The sequence below is a fragment of the Pseudomonas sp. 28 E 9 genome (genome assembly GCF_900004785.1).
Taxonomy (GTDB): Bacteria; Pseudomonadota; Gammaproteobacteria; order Pseudomonadales; family Pseudomonadaceae; genus Aquipseudomonas; species Aquipseudomonas orientalis_A.
The window spans coordinates 90,746-104,848 of sequence record NZ_CVTK01000053.1 but is presented as its reverse complement, the minus strand read 5'-3'; the positions used below and the strand labels follow the sequence as shown (position 1 = coordinate 104,848).

10 protein-coding genes are annotated in these 14,103 nt (G+C 61.4%); 5 read left to right on the top strand and 5 right to left on the bottom strand.

All coding sequences use genetic code 11. The features are described 5' to 3' along the window. Positions 1-249: 249 nt before the first annotated feature. From BFQ00_RS21000 to BFQ00_RS20980, 5 genes are all read left to right on the top strand, one after another. Entirely contained in the window at positions 250-1,278 is a 1,029-nt protein-coding gene (locus BFQ00_RS21000; protein ID WP_170827581.1) for a WD40/YVTN/BNR-like repeat-containing protein, read from the top strand. Between the two features lie 16 nt (positions 1,279-1,294). Continuing rightward, positions 1,295-3,670, top strand: a complete 2,376-nt coding sequence (locus BFQ00_RS20995; protein ID WP_065887416.1) for an efflux RND transporter permease subunit — start codon at positions 1,295-1,297, stop codon at positions 3,668-3,670. A 162-nt stretch (positions 3,671-3,832) separates the two neighbouring features. After that, complete coding sequence (locus tag BFQ00_RS20990; protein WP_065893048.1) at positions 3,833-4,120, top strand: DUF5629 family protein; 288 nt, start codon at positions 3,833-3,835, stop codon at positions 4,118-4,120. Then, positions 4,110-5,282, top strand: coding sequence for a lactonase family protein (locus tag BFQ00_RS20985; protein WP_065934616.1), 1,173 nt, complete (start codon positions 4,110-4,112; stop codon positions 5,280-5,282). The genes BFQ00_RS20990 and BFQ00_RS20985 overlap by 11 nt, the downstream gene beginning before the upstream one ends. A 154-nt stretch (positions 5,283-5,436) precedes the next feature. Further along, on the top strand, positions 5,437-5,616 hold the full coding sequence (locus tag BFQ00_RS20980) for a hypothetical protein (RefSeq protein WP_065934615.1): 180 nt from the start codon (positions 5,437-5,439) through the stop codon (positions 5,614-5,616). A 119-nt stretch (positions 5,617-5,735) separates the two neighbouring features. Here the strand turns inward: BFQ00_RS20980 and BFQ00_RS20975 are convergent, their stop codons facing one another. From BFQ00_RS20975 to BFQ00_RS20955, 5 genes are all read right to left on the bottom strand, one after another. After that, complete coding sequence (locus BFQ00_RS20975) at positions 5,736-6,329, bottom strand: glutathione S-transferase (RefSeq protein WP_065934614.1); 594 nt, start codon at positions 6,327-6,329, stop codon at positions 5,736-5,738. Beyond that, positions 6,326-9,964 carry an AAA family ATPase gene (locus BFQ00_RS20970; RefSeq protein ID WP_065934613.1) on the bottom strand — a complete coding sequence of 1,213 codons (3,639 nt, stop codon included), beginning with the start codon at positions 9,962-9,964 and terminating at the stop codon, positions 6,326-6,328. The genes BFQ00_RS20975 and BFQ00_RS20970 overlap by 4 nt, the downstream gene beginning before the upstream one ends. Then, positions 9,961-11,202, bottom strand: a complete 1,242-nt coding sequence (locus BFQ00_RS20965; RefSeq protein WP_065934612.1) for an exonuclease SbcCD subunit D C-terminal domain-containing protein — start codon at positions 11,200-11,202, stop codon at positions 9,961-9,963. The genes BFQ00_RS20970 and BFQ00_RS20965 overlap by 4 nt, the downstream gene beginning before the upstream one ends. A 200-nt stretch (positions 11,203-11,402) precedes the next feature. Next, positions 11,403-12,647, bottom strand: a complete 1,245-nt coding sequence (locus tag BFQ00_RS20960; protein WP_065934611.1) for a saccharopine dehydrogenase family protein — start codon at positions 12,645-12,647, stop codon at positions 11,403-11,405. A 28-nt stretch (positions 12,648-12,675) separates the two neighbouring features. After that, the gene (locus BFQ00_RS20955; protein WP_065887408.1) at positions 12,676-13,773 is read right to left on the bottom strand and encodes a carboxynorspermidine decarboxylase; all 1,098 of its coding nucleotides are present in this window, start codon (positions 13,771-13,773) and stop codon (positions 12,676-12,678) included. Positions 13,774-14,103: the final 330 nt, after the last annotated feature.

Here is a 14,103-nt window from a genome sequence, read left to right as displayed (position 1 = left end):
CAATAGATGGAATAAAAATTCATTTGATGTGCGAATCATCATTTCAGCTGATGCAGGGATATTCAGCTTGTGGCCAAATGCCGTCAGTTAACAAAAGATAACGTAGCGTCGATTGTCAGACGATTCGAAAGCCCGCTAGGATGGCCCGTGCTTGCCCCAGGCGCTCTAGATTGCAGGTTTCAGAGCCCTGCGCCAGGCAACGCGACCTAACAATAATAAATGGGAGAAAGGTCTATGAGTGAGCCTGTCATGGGTTGGGTTGTTTGCCGCCCACGCGCCGCACGCAAGCTTGCGTTGCTGGCCACAGCGCTCTCGCTGTTTGGGGCCGTCGCATTGCCGACGGTCGTCCAGGCCGCCAGCGATACCACTTTTGCGATTGAATCCCCCAAGGCCGCCAAAGGCCTGATGATCGACGTTGTGCATGCCGGCCAGCGCCTGGTGGCGGTGGGTGATCGCGGGCACATCCTCTATTCCGATGACCAGGGCAGCACCTGGGCCCAGGCCAAAGTCCCCACCCGGCAACTGCTCACGGCGGTGTTTTTCGTCGATGCCAAGCACGGCTGGGCGGTTGGCCATGATGCGCAGATCCTGGTCAGCAGCGACGGTGGCGCCAACTGGACCCAGCAATACCAGGACCTCAAGCGCGAAGCACCGCTGCTCGACGTATGGTTCAACGATGCCAATCACGGTCTGGCCGTAGGCGCCTACGGCGCGCTGATCGAGACCTCCGATGGCGGCAAGACCTGGGAAGACGTCAGCGACCGCCTCGACAACGAAGACCAGTTCCACCTCAATGCGATTGCCTCGATCAAGGACGCCGGCCTGTTTATCGTCGGTGAGCAGGGCAGCATGTTCCGCTCCAGCGATGACGGCCAGACCTGGGAAAAACTCGAAGGCCCCTACGAGGGCTCGTTGTTTGGCGTGATCGCCACCGCTCAGCCGCGCACCCTGCTGGCCTACGGCCTGCGCGGCAACCTTTACCGTTCCACCGACTTTGGCGGCACCTGGGAGCCGGTCGAATTGAATGCTGCCCGTGGTGCCCTCGAATTCGGGCTGTCGGGGGCGACCTTGCTCGATGATGGTTCCATCGTCGTGGTGGGCAATGGCGGCAGCGTGGTGGTCAGCCACGACGATGGCCAGACCTTCAGCGTATTCAACCGCCCGGACCGGATTTCGCTTTCAGCGGTGACGGCGGCAGGCAATGGCAACTTGATTCTGGTCGGGCAGGGCGGCGTTCGCGTCGCGACAGCTGCTGGCGCCGAACCGACGAAACAATAAGAAAAAGGCGGGAAGCATGAGCAGTCATCACAACGATAAAGCGACCTTTCTTGAGCGCCTGATTTTCAACAATCGCCCGGCAGTGATCCTCATCTGCCTGCTGGTGAGTGTCTTCCTGTTCTGGCAGGCGACGTTGATTCGCCCCTCCACCAGCTTTGAAAAGATGATCCCGCTCAAGCACCCCTTCATCGAAAAGATGATGGAGCACCGCAATGACCTGGCCAACCTGGGCAATACCGTGCGCATTTCGGTCGAGGCCAGGGACGGCGACATCTTCACCAGGGAGTACATGGAGACCCTGCGGCAGATCAACGACGAGGTGTTCTACATCTCCGGCGTCGACCGCTCGGGCCTCAAGTCACTGTGGAGCCCCAGCGTACGCTGGACCGAAGTGACCGAGGAAGGCTTCGCCGGCGGTGAAGTGATCCCGCAGAGCTACAACGGCTCGCCGCAAAGTCTCGATCAACTGCGCAACAACGTGCTCAAGTCAGGCCAGGTCGGGCGCCTGGTCGCTAACGATTTCAAGTCGAGCATCGTCGATATCCCGCTGCTGGAGTCCTACCCGGACCCGCAGGACCAGGGCAAGTTGCTGGCCCTGGACTATCGCAAGTTCTCCCATGAGCTCGAAGACAAGATCCGCGACAAGTTCGAAGCCCAGAACCCCAACGTCAAGATCCACATTGTCGGCTTTGCGAAAAAGGTCGGCGACCTGATCGATGGCCTGGTGATGGTGGTGCTGTTCTTCGGTGTTGCGTTCGTCATCACCCTGATTCTGCTGCTGTGGTTCACCAATTGCCTGCGCAGCACCATTGCGGTGTTGAGCACGACACTGGTGGCGGTGGTCTGGCAACTGGGGCTGATGCACTTCTTCGGTTTCGGGCTGGACCCGTACTCGATGCTGGTGCCGTTCCTGATCTTCGCCATCGGCATCTCCCATGGCGTGCAGAAGATCAACGGCATCGCCCTGCAATCCAGCGAGGCGGACAACGCCTTGACTGCCGCGCGGCGCACCTTCCGGCAACTGTTCCTGCCGGGGATGATCGCGATCCTCGCTGACGCCGTGGGCTTTATCACGCTGCTGATCATCGACATCGGCGTGATCCGCGAACTGGCCATCGGCGCGTCCATTGGCGTGGCGGTGATCGTATTCACCAATCTGATCCTGTTGCCGGTGGCGATTTCCTACGCCGGCATCAGCAACCGCGCCATTGAGCGCAGTAAAAAGGATGCGCACCGCGATCATCCGTTCTGGCGCCTGCTGTCGAAATTCGCCAGCGCCAAAGTCGCCCCTGTGTCGATCCTGCTGGCCCTGGTCGCCTTTGGCGGCGGCCTCTGGTACAGCCAGAACCTGAAAATCGGCGACCTCGACCAGGGCGCGCCGGAACTGCGCCCGGATTCGCGCTACAACAAAGACAACAACTTCATCATCAGCAACTACTCCACCAGTTCCGACGTGCTGGTGGTGATGGTCAAGACCAAGGCTGAAGGCTGCTCGCGCTATGAAGCCATGGCGCCCATCGACCAGTTGATGTGGAAGATGCAGAACACCGAGGGCGTGCAGTCGGCGATCTCACTGGTGACCGTGTCCAAGCAGATGATCAAGGGCATGAACGAGGGCAACCTGAAATGGGAAACCCTGTCGCGCAACCCGGACGTGCTGAACAACTCCATCGCCCGCGCCGATGGCCTGTACAACAACAATTGCTCGCTGGCGCCGGTGCTGGTGTTCCTCAACGACCACAAGGCCGAGACCCTGGACCGTGCGGTGCATGCGGTGCAGGACTTTGCCAGGGAGAACAACAAGGACGGCCTGGAATTCATCCTCGCCGCCGGTAATGCCGGGATCGAGGCGGCCACCAACGAGGTGATCAAGGAGTCCGAGCTGATCATCCTGATCCTGGTGTACCTGTGCGTGGCGACCATGTGCATGATCACCTTCCGCTCCTGGGCGGCGACCTTGTGCATCGTGCTGCCGCTGGTACTGACCTCGGTGCTGGGCAACGCGCTGATGGCGTTCATGGGCATCGGCGTCAAGGTCGCAACCTTGCCGGTGGTGGCCCTGGGTGTCGGCATCGGCGTGGATTACGGCATCTACATCTACAGCCGCCTGGAAAGCTTCCTGCGCGCCGGCCTGCCGCTGCAAGAGGCGTATTACCAGACGCTCAAGTCCACCGGTAAAGCCGTGCTGTTCACCGGCCTGTGCCTGGCCATCGGCGTGTGCACCTGGATCTTCTCGGCGATCAAGTTCCAGGCCGACATGGGCCTGATGCTGACCTTCATGCTGCTGTGGAACATGTTCGGCGCGTTGTGGCTGTTGCCGGCACTGGCGCGGTTCCTGATCAAACCGGAAAAGCTGGCGGGGCAGAAGGGCAACTCGTTGTTTGCGCACTGAACTGTAGGAGCGAGGGGGACGCCTAGTTCTTGCTCGCGAAAAACGTCAACGATAACGCGTGCATCTGGATAAATGCGCTGTCTGTGAGTTCTTCGCGAGCAAGCTCGCTCCTACATTGGTTTGGGCTATCATTGCGACCTTCCTCGTAAATGATTGACTGCCATGACTGCCGACACACTGACCACCGCCCTTGCCACCAGCGACATGCTCATCATCAACGGGCTGCACGCTTTCGACTTCACGCTGGACCGGCAGTTGCTGATCGAAAGCATGGACGGTCGGGAACTCAAGCGGTGGACCTTCAGTCCAGAACAACTGGAGGCGGCGACCTTTGATGACAGCCTGCAAAGCTGGGTGCTGTGTAACGACGACGGTGAACACCGTCTGGTCTGCCTGAGCGCCATCCAGGGCGACAACAATAACGATGAGGACGAAGCAGATGATGCGTAAATTCTGGCCCCTGTTGATGGCCGGCAGTGTCGGCGCGATGTCGGTGCAGGCCGCACCGGCCGACACCTATGAACTGCTGGTCGGCAGCTATACCGCCGGCAGCAGCGAGGGGATCTACCGCCTGCAATTCGACAGCCGTACCGGGCAGTTCAGCGGCAAGCCGGTGCTGGCGGCCAAAACCGCCAACCCGTCCTGGCTGACGCTCTCCAAAGACCAGAAGCAGCTGTTTGTGGTCAACGAAAACGGCCCGGGCCAGGACGATGTGGTCGGTCGCGTCAGCAGCTACCACATCGATCCGCAGAATTATCAGCTTACCCTGATCAACCAGGTGCAGAGCCTGGGCAATGAGCCGACTCATTCCAGTGTGGCCGCCGACGGGCGTTATCTGTTTGTCGCCAATTATTCGGTGGTGGAAGACCCGGGCGGCAGCCTGGCGATTTTGCCGCTGGACACCGATGGCAAGCTGTCGCCCCCGGTGCAGTTGAGCGGGCACCCGGCCAGCGGTGTGAACCCTGAACGCCAGGCTTCCAACCACGTGCATTCGGTGGTGTCGTCGCCGGACGGCAAGTATGTATTCGTGCAGGACCTGGGTGCGGACAAAGTGTTTGCCTACCGCTACGACCCCAAGGCCAACCACGAACTGCCGCTGACCCCGGCCAAGCCGGCCGCCGTGCAACTGCCACCGGGCAGCGGCCCGCGCCACTTGCTGTTCAGCGCCGATGGCAAGCATGCCTGGCTGACCACCGAGATGAGCGCCCAGGTGGCGGTCTTCGACTACAACGATGGCAAGCTTGCGCAGACCCAGTTGGTGGATTTCGCCGCCGGCCAGCCGGCGTCCGATAAAGCCGGCGCTGCGCTGCATGCCTCCAGCGACGGCAAGTTCCTCTACGTCAGCAACCGTGGCACGGCCAATCAGCTTGTGGTGTTCAGCATCGACCCGGCCACCGCGCACCTCAAGGAAATCCAGCGCCGCTCGGTCGAAGGCGACCACCCGCGCGAGTTCAGCCTGGACCCGAGCGGCAAGTTCCTGCTGATCGCCAACCAGAAAAGCAATGAAATCGTGGTGGTTGAACGCGACCCCAAGACCGGCCTGCTGGGTAAAACCGTGCAGAAATTGCCGATCGATGCGCCCAGCGACCTCAAGTTCCTGGTGCGTCAATAAGCCACAGGCCCCGAAAGCCGGGGCCTGACCTTCACTATTAATTTTATTGATGACGGCTACTGTTTCAAAGCATTTCTAAGCTTCAACCCTCGGGCGTAAGTTGGCTTCCAAGGCCTCCCGGCCACCGAAACCAACGCACACGAGGGTTACCGTCATGAACTTCAATCTCTTCTCGATCATCGCCGCTTCCGCCGTTTCCGCGACCGTAGCCCTGCCTGCGGCAGCCAGCGTGGACGTCACCGGCAAAAAATCCGCTACCACCGCCTATACCCAGAAGTACCTGCAACAGAGCGCCAACTTCTATGCAGCGCTGGATCACAAGATCCGGGGCTGACACAGATCAACCTGTGGGAGGGGGCTTGCCCCCGATGGCAATGTGTCAGTCTGCTTATCTGTAGCTGACCCACCGCAATCGGGGGCAAGCCCCCTCCCACAGGTTGATTGATGTTGGTTTCAGGGTTTTGCCATCACTGCCATAAACAGCTGCGACTCCAGAATCCGCTGCAGCCACGCCTGAAGCCGTGGATACGGCGCTCCCGCAAACCATTCGCGATCCACATGAGCGAACTGCCGTACGAACGGCACAACGGCGGCGTCCGCCAGGCTCATGTGCCCGGCGAGCAAGTAGTCATGGTCCGCCAGCACGTCCTCCAGCCTTTGCAGGAACACCTCACCCTCGGCCCGATAATGTTCCATCGCGCGTTCGGGGTAGCGCTCGGCGTACTTGTATCGATTCAAGTGATGTCTGAACACCTGGTCATTCTCGGCGATCAACGCCAGCACCGCAGGATTGCCTTGCAGCAGCCAATCCTCGGGGTCGTGCTGCGCCAGGGCCCATTGCATGATCTGCAGGCTCTCCTCGATCACCCGGCCGTCAAGGCTCAACACCGGCACCGTGCCCTTGGGCGACAACGCCAGCATGTCGGCCGGTTTGGCCTTGAGGCTCACCTCAATGATCTCCACCGGTACGCCTGAATAGCGCAACGCCAACCGCGCGCGCATGGCATAGGGGCAGCGCCGGAACGAGTACAGCAGCGCCGTGCTCACTTGACCTCCAGGGTGCTCAAGCCATTGCCCTGGCGCTTGACCTGGATCTGCACCGGGATGCGTTCGTGCATTTCCTGCACGTGGGAGATTACCGCCACCTTGCGCCCCTGGGCCTGCAAACCGTCCAGTGCGTCCATCGCCAGTTGCAGGGATTCGGGGTCGAGGCTGCCGAAACCTTCGTCGATAAACAGCGACTCGATCTTCAAGGTACTGGACGCCATCGACGCCAGACCCAGGGCGAGCGCCAGGGAGACGAGGAAGGTTTCACCGCCCGACAGTGAGTGCACCGAGCGCAGTTCGTCGCCCATCTCGGTGTCCATCACCAGCAGGCCAAGCATGCTGCCGCCGCGTTTAAGGCGGTAGCGGCGCACCAGCTGGCGCAATTGCACGTTGGCGTGGTGCACCAGCAGGTCGAGGTTGTAGGCCTGGGCGATTTTGCGGAACGTGTCGCCGGTGGCCGAGCCGATCAGCGCATTCAGGCGGGCCCAACGCTGCCATTGGTCATAGGCCTTGGCGATCTGTTCGGCCAGGGCGTGATTGGCGTCCTGGCGCCGCTGGTCTTCGGCCTGGCGGGCGCGCAGTTCGGCGCAGTGTTTCTCGCCCTCGGCCAGTTGCTGGTTGAGCGCGGCAAGGCTGTTGTCCAGATGCTCGGTGTCCAGGTTGCCGTTATGCAAGGCCTGATGTTCGGCCAGGCGCTGTTCGCGCTCCTGCAGCAAGACACCGGCTTGTTCAACGGCTTTTTCGCGGGTGTGCAACTGCTGGCGCAGGTCCGTGACCTGGGCCTCGTCGAAGGCCAGCAGGCGGGTCAGGCCTTGGTCATCCAGCTCGGGGTGCGCGGCGCGCCACGCAGTGATACGTGTGTCCAGGGCCTGCTGCTCCGCCTCGAGCGCTTGCTGACGTTCAAGCAGGGCCTTGAGATCGGCGACCAGTTGCACCAGCGCCGTGTGCACCGCGTGCAGTTCCTGGCTGGCGTCGGCTTCGCTTTGGCGCGCCTGGCTGACGGCCTGGTCCAACTGCTGTTGCCACTGTTCGGCGCTCTCGTGCGCACCGAGCAAATCGCTGAGTTTTGCCTGGGCGTCGTGTTGCTGGGTGCAGAGCTGCGCGACCTGCAGATTCAGGGCTTCTGACTGCTGCTGGCGATGCTGCTGATGGGTCTGTTGTTTTTCAATGGCCTGCTGGCGCTCTTGCTGCTCGGCCAGTTCATCGCGCTGATGGCCCAGTTGCTCGAGACGCTGGCTGACCTGCTGGTCGAGTTGCAGGAAGGTCGCCGCCGGCTCACTGCGCAAGCCTTCCAGGGTGGCGGCGGGCAACAGGCTGGCGAAGCTGGCAAGCTCCGTATCGAGGCGCTCGCGGTCACTGGCCAGTGCGCGCTGCTGGTCGAGCAACAATTGTCGGGCCTGCTGGCTCGCGTCCTGGGCGGCCTGCAATTGCTGCTGCAAACGCCCGGCGTTTTGTTGCAGGTTGAGCAGGGCGCCCTGGCGCTGTTCGTCCTGGGCGATGCTTTGCGTCAGTTGCGCCAGTTGCTGGGCCAGCCAGTCGGTGCGCTTGACCGCATCCTGATGCAACAGCGTCGCGTACAGTGGGTGTGCTTCAAGGCTTGGCGCCAACGCCTGCTGCTGCAGCGCCAGCTGTTCCTGTTGCGCCAAAAATTCCTTTTGCTGGGCGATCAGCCCACCGACTTCGCCGCGTAGTTCGGTGAGTTTTTCCTTGAGGCGGTCGACGGCTTGCTGCGCTGTGGCCTCTTCGCTTTCATCGTGGCGACCCAGGCTCTGCAACAGCGCTTCGGGCTGGTGATAGGGATGTTCGTGGCTGCCGCAGACCGGGCAGGGCTGGCCATCCTGCAACTGTTCGCGCATTTCCTCGACGCTGGCACTGCGGGCCAGGCGCTGGCGCTCCAGCAGTTGCCTGGTCACCGTCAGGGTTTGCTCGGCCACCGTCAGTTCGGCTTTGGTTTGCAGGCCGGCCTGGTTCAGTTGCTCGCGCTGCTGCGCCGCATCGGCGAGTTTTTGCGCCAGGGTGCCGGCCTGTGCGTCGAGCTGCTGTTGACTGCCCCACAAGCGCGCGAGGTCTTCGAAAGCGCGTTGTTGCTTGCGATTGTCCTGCAGGAGGCTGGCGAGCAATTGAATTTGTTCGGCCACCGCGTGGGGTTCGGCGCCGGCCTCCTGGTACAGCAGGTCCAGGGCCTCGCGTTGCTGGGTAAATTGCTCGACGGCGGCGTTGACGCGCTGTTCAAGCTGCGGCAGTTCAGCCTCGCCCTGGTTCAGGCGATTGCCGATCATCATCAGTTGTTGCAGGCGGTCGCGGTAGGCCGTCCAGGCGTCGCTCAGTGGCGCGAGGGTGGCGCTGCGCTCAAGTTCGGTGGCCAGGCTTTGCAGGCGCTCGGCGACCTGGGCCTGTTTGTCCTGCAAGCCTGTGAGCAAGACGTGGCCTTCGTGGCAGGCGCTTTCGTGCTGCTGCTTTTCCTCGGTGCGCTTGGCCAGCTCTTTGGTCAAGTGGGTGAGGGTGGTCTGTTCTTCGAAGGCCTGGCGCAGCAAAGGCGCGGCGCTTGCCTGGTTCTGTTGGGCTTGGGCCAGGGCCGATTGGGCGGCGGCCTGCTGTTGTTGCGCCTGTTCCTGACGGCTGTGCAGCGCGGTTTGTTGCTCAAGGTGCTGTTGAATCTGCGCGGCGAGCGGGGCCAGCAATGCGTCGAGTTCAGCGCGACGCACGAAGTGATGGCGTTGCGGCGCGAGTTGGTCCAGGCGCGTCAGGTCCTGGCGCTGCTGGCCTTGGCTGTCCCACAGTTGTTGGGCTTGCTGCAGCTGCTCGGCGGCGCTTTGCCGGCGCTCCTGCCACTCGCGCAATTCCTTGAGCCAGGTGTGCTGCAACTCCAATTGCTTGAGTTGGGCCTGGTGGGTTTTGAGTTGCTGTTGCGCCTGGCTCAGTTGTTGATCCAGCTCGGCGCGGGCTTCGGCAGCCAGAGGCACCACGCCGCTGGCCTGGTCCTGCAACTGTTTGTGCACGTCCCTGGCATCCTTGGCCTTGTCGAACGCACGGCGGCCCAGTTGGGTATACAGCGCGGTGTCGGTGAGCTTTTCCAGCAGTTCGCTGCGCTCGTTGTCGTTGGCCTTGAGAAAGGCGCTGAACTCGCTTTGCGCCAGCAGCACTGCGCGGGTGAATTGTTCGAAGTTCAGGCCCAGGGCCAGTTCCAGCTGGGTCTTGTATTCGGTTTTCTGACTGGCCAGCAGTTGCTCGCTGTCGAGGTCGATCAGGCTCTGGCGGCTGTTCTGCAACTTGCCGCTGGCCTTGTCGCGCGCGCGATTGGCTTCCCAGCGTGCACGGTAGCGGCGGCCGCTGACGCCGACGAAATCCACCTCGGCATAACCACCGCCGGTGCCCCGTCTGAGCAGGGTGCGCGGGTCGCCGATGGAAATGTCGCTGTCGGCATCCGGCATCTTGGCCTGGCCGGTATCGCCCAGGCGCGGCACCGCGCCAAACAGCGCCAGGCACAGCGCATCGAGCAGGGTGCTCTTGCCGGCGCCGGTCGGCCCGGTGATGGCGAACAGACCGGCGCTGGCCAGCGGCTCGGCGGTGAAGTCGATCTCGAACGGCCCGGCCAGGGACGCGAGGTTTTTCAGGCGGATGGCGAGGATCTTCATGGCTGTTCGCCCTCCTGTTGCACTTCCTGGAGCAGCACGGCGAAGTCCTTCAAGGTCTGTTCATCCACTTCGCTGCCATAGCTGTCCTGCCAGGCGCGGCTGAACAATTCCTGGGGGGTGAGTTGGTCGAGTTCGACCAGGCGCTCTTCATCACTGCCTTCGCGCGGGCCATTGCCTGCGTATTCGGCGGCGATGCGCACCAGGCGCACGGCCTTGCCTTGCAGGGCATTTTCGATCTGCTGGCGCAGGTCCGGCTGCGGTTCGTCAAGGCGTACCCGCACTTCCAGCCATGGGTGACGTTGGGTTTCGGCCAGCAAATCCACATCGGGCAAGTCGGCCAGCTGTTTGAGGATATCTGCCAGAGGCGCGGCGTCCAGGCGTTGCAGGTTGACCGAGCGCGGAATCGGCAGCGGTTCGACGCTGACCAGTCTTTCGCCCTGGAACGTCACGTCGAGCACCTGGTGCTTGTAGCCGATTTCGGAAAAAGACAGCGGAATCGGCGAACCGCTGTAGCGGATACGCTCTTCGCCATTCACCTTCTGCGGCTTGTGCAAGTGGCCGAGGGCGACGTAGCCGACACTTCTATCGAAGAGTTTGGCCGGCAGCGCCTCGGCATTACCGATGATCAGGCTGCGCTCGGACTCTTCCGACACCGAACCCCCGGCCATGTGCGCATGGCTGATGGCAATCAGCGCCTGGCCTTTTTTGCGTTTGGCGTTGGCGGCGGCGATCAGCCATTCATGCACCTGGCCGATGCCCTGCAGGTAATCATCGCCCAACTGCGCCCCCGTGACCTCCGCCGGGCGCAGGAACGGCAGCGCCAGGCACCAGGCGGCGATCTTGCCTTTGGCATCCGGCAACGGGATCAACAGGCGTTCGGCATCCAACTGGCCATCATCGAGCCACAACACCCGGCCCAGGGCGTGGGTGCGCAGGCGGCGCATCAACGGTGCGGGCAGTTCGATGCGCGACCCGGAGTCATGATTGCCGGCAATCATCACGATCGTCAGTGTCGGGTTTTGTTCGTGGGCGCTGATGATGAAGTCATACAAGCGCTCCTGTGCCTTGAGCGGCGGGTTAACCGTGTCGAAAATATCGCCGGCGATCAACAGCGCCTCCGGGCGGTGGGCCTTTAACTGGTCCAGCAGCCATTCGAGGAAACAGGCGTGTTCGAAGTCGCGTTCCTGGCCGTGCAGGTTTTGCCCAAGGTGCCAGTCGGAGGTGTGGAACAGACGCAAGGCGAACTCCGTGCAGAAGAGGAAAAGGAGGGGAGTTTACCTGTAAAAGCACACGGGGTGCCTGCGGGTAGACCCGGATCTAGTGTGGGAGCGAGCTTGCCTCTTCCCACAGGGGAACGCGTTGTTTTATTGGATATCCGTGCCCCAACAAAAAATGCGCCCCTGAGGGCGCATTTCTTTGTTCGGTCAGCGATCGCCTGTCAGGCAGGCGCATTCCAGGCCCGATCACCGTGCTCGTCCTTGATGCGAGTCGGCAAGCCCATCACGTCCAGCGCTTTCAGGAACGGCTCGGCCGGCAGTTCCTCGACGTTGGCCATGTGTTTCACATCCCACTCACCACGCGCTACCAGCAGCGCGGCGGCGACCGGTGGCACGCCGGCGGTGTAGGAGATGCCCTGGCTGTCGGTCTCGGCGAAGGCTTCCTCGTGGTCGGCCACGTTGTAGATGAACATCTCGCGCGGCTGGCCATCCTTGGTGCCTTTGACCAGGTCACCGATGCAGGTCTTGCCGGTGTAGCCGGGGGCGAGCGAAGACGGGTCGGGCAGGACGGCCTTGACCACTTTCAACGGCACCACTTCCAGGCCTTCGGCGGTCTTGACCGGTTTCTCGGAGAGCAGGCCGAGGTTTTTCAGCACGGTGAACACATTGATGTAGTGTTCGCCGAAGCTCATCCAGAAGCGCACGTTGGGCACGTCGAGGTTTTTCGACAGCGAGTGCACTTCATCGTGGCCGGTGAGGTAGAGGTTCTGCGAGCCGACGACCGGCAGGTCGTCGGTGCGTTTGACTTCGAACATGGTGTTGCTGGTCCACTGGCTGTTCTGCCAGCTCCACACCTGTCCGGTGAACTCGCGGAAGTTGATTTCCGGGTCGAAATTGGTGGCGAAGTATTTGCCATGGGAGCCGGCATTGACGTCGAGGATGTCGATCGAATCAATGCGGTCGAAATGCTGTTGCTGCGCCAGCGCGGCGTACGCGTTGACGACACCCGGGTCGAAGCCCACGCCCAGGATGGCGGTGATGTTCTTCTGTTTGCATTCTTCCAGGTGGTTCCATTCGTAGTTGCCGTACCACGGCGGGGTCTCGCAGACCTTGCCCGGCTCTTCGTGAATGGCGGTATCGAGGTACGCCACGCCCGTGTCGATGCAGGCGCGCAGCACCGACATGTTGAGGAACGCGGAACCCACGTTGATGACGATCTGCGATTCGGTCTCGCGGATCAGGGCCTTGGTCGCTTCCACGTCCAGGGCGTTCAGCGCGAAGGCCTGGATGTCGGCGGGAACCTTGAGGCTACCCTTGGCCTTGACGCTGTCGATGATGGCCTGGCATTTGGAGATGTTGCGCGACGCGATAGCAATACGACCGAGTTCGTCGTTGTGCTGCGCGCACTTGTGGGCCACCACCTTGGCGACACCTCCTGCACCAATGATAAGAACGTTCTTTTTCAATTGCTTTATCTCTCCTTTATCCGCCAGCTTACGAAAGGCTGGACAGGTAGTCGTCGTAACCAAATTCACGAACCACTTCGACTGTACCGTCGAGTTGTTTCACTACGATGGACGGCATTTTCAGGCCGTTGAACCAGTTTTTCTTGACCATGGTGTAGCCTGCGGTGTCGATGAACGACAGCCGATCGCCGATGGCCAGCGGACGATCAAATTGATACTCGCCGAAAATGTCCCCGGCCAGGCAGGATTTGCCGCACACCATCACGGTGTGTTCGCCCTCGCTTGGCGCCAGCTTGGCGTTGAGGCGGTAGATCAGCAGGTCCAGCAAGTGGGCTTCGATGGAGCTGTCGACCACGGCCAGGTTCTTGCCGTTGTAGAGCGTGTCGAGCACGGTGACTTCGAGCGACGCGCTGTTGGTGATCGCCGCTTCCCCCGGTTCCAGGTACACCTGCACGCCGTACTTTTCGGAGAATGCTTTCAAGCGCGCGCAAAACGCGTCCAGCGCATAGCCTTCACCGGTGAAATGGATGCCGCCGCCGAGGCTGACCCACTGGACCTTGTGCAGCAGCGCGCCGAAGCGCTCTTCGATGGTGCCGAGCATTTTGTCGAACAGACTGAAATCGCCGTTCTCGCAGTTGTTGTGGAACATGAAACCGGAGATCTGCTCGATCACGCCTTCGATCTTCACCGGGTCCCATTCGCCCAGGCGGCTGAACGGACGCGCCGGGTCGGCCAGCAGGTAATCGGAACTGCTCACTTGCGGGTTGACCCGCAGGCCGCGGGTCTTGCCTTCGCTGCGCTCGGCAAAGCGCTGCAGCTGGCTGATGGAGTTGAAGATGATCTTGTCGCAGTTGTCCAGCATCTCTTCGATTTCATCATCGGCCCAGGCCACGCTGTAGGCGTGCGCCTCACCTTCGAACTTCTGGCGGCCGAGCTTCAGCTCATACAGCGACGACGAGGTGGTGCCGTCCATGTATTGCTGCATCAGGTCGAACACCGACCAGGTGGCAAAGCACTTGAGTGCCAGCAGAGCCTTGGCGCCGGACTGCTCGCGCACGTAGGCAATCTTCTGCATGTTGACCAGAAGCTTCTGTTTATCGATGAGGTAGTACGGCGTTTTGATCATTTTTGAGAGCCTGCGGCGGTGCCTGCCAAAAAAGGACACGCATTGTGCCCGCACTTGGAACAGATCGAAAGGTTAGTGGGCGGAATTTGCTGCGCCGGGTTTCGAGCATAGGCCCTGAGTATGACCGTCCATGGTTATACACCGACCTGATGTGGGAGGGGCGGTGCGACGATTCGACTTGCCCCCGATGGCGGCCTCAGGATTGGCCAGTATTTTGGATCAGACCGAGTACATACCCGTTTCTGCGGTAACGGCTGCTAATGGTTCCGCTTTTACAGCGGCTCACTTTTGAAAAGCGCAAAAGTAAGCAAAACGCTCTTGCCCCACCAC

What these genes read in the sequence shown, in the direction of transcription:
- BFQ00_RS21000 (WP_170827581.1), top strand. Translation starts at nt 250, where the DNA reads ATGGGTTGGGTTGTTTGCCGCCCACGCGCCGCACGCAAGCTTGCGTTG.
- BFQ00_RS20995 (WP_065887416.1), top strand. Translation starts at nt 1,295, where the DNA reads ATGAGCAGTCATCACAACGATAAAGCGACCTTTCTTGAGCGCCTGATT.
- BFQ00_RS20990 (WP_065893048.1), top strand. Translation starts at nt 3,833, where the DNA reads ATGACTGCCGACACACTGACCACCGCCCTTGCCACCAGCGACATGCTC.
- BFQ00_RS20985 (WP_065934616.1), top strand. Translation starts at nt 4,110, where the DNA reads ATGATGCGTAAATTCTGGCCCCTGTTGATGGCCGGCAGTGTCGGCGCG.
- BFQ00_RS20980 (WP_065934615.1), top strand. Translation starts at nt 5,437, where the DNA reads ATGAACTTCAATCTCTTCTCGATCATCGCCGCTTCCGCCGTTTCCGCG.
- BFQ00_RS20970 (WP_065934613.1), bottom strand. Translation starts at nt 9,964, where the DNA reads ATGAAGATCCTCGCCATCCGCCTGAAAAACCTCGCGTCCCTGGCCGGG.
- BFQ00_RS20955 (WP_065887408.1), bottom strand. Translation starts at nt 13,773, where the DNA reads ATGATCAAAACGCCGTACTACCTCATCGATAAACAGAAGCTTCTGGTC.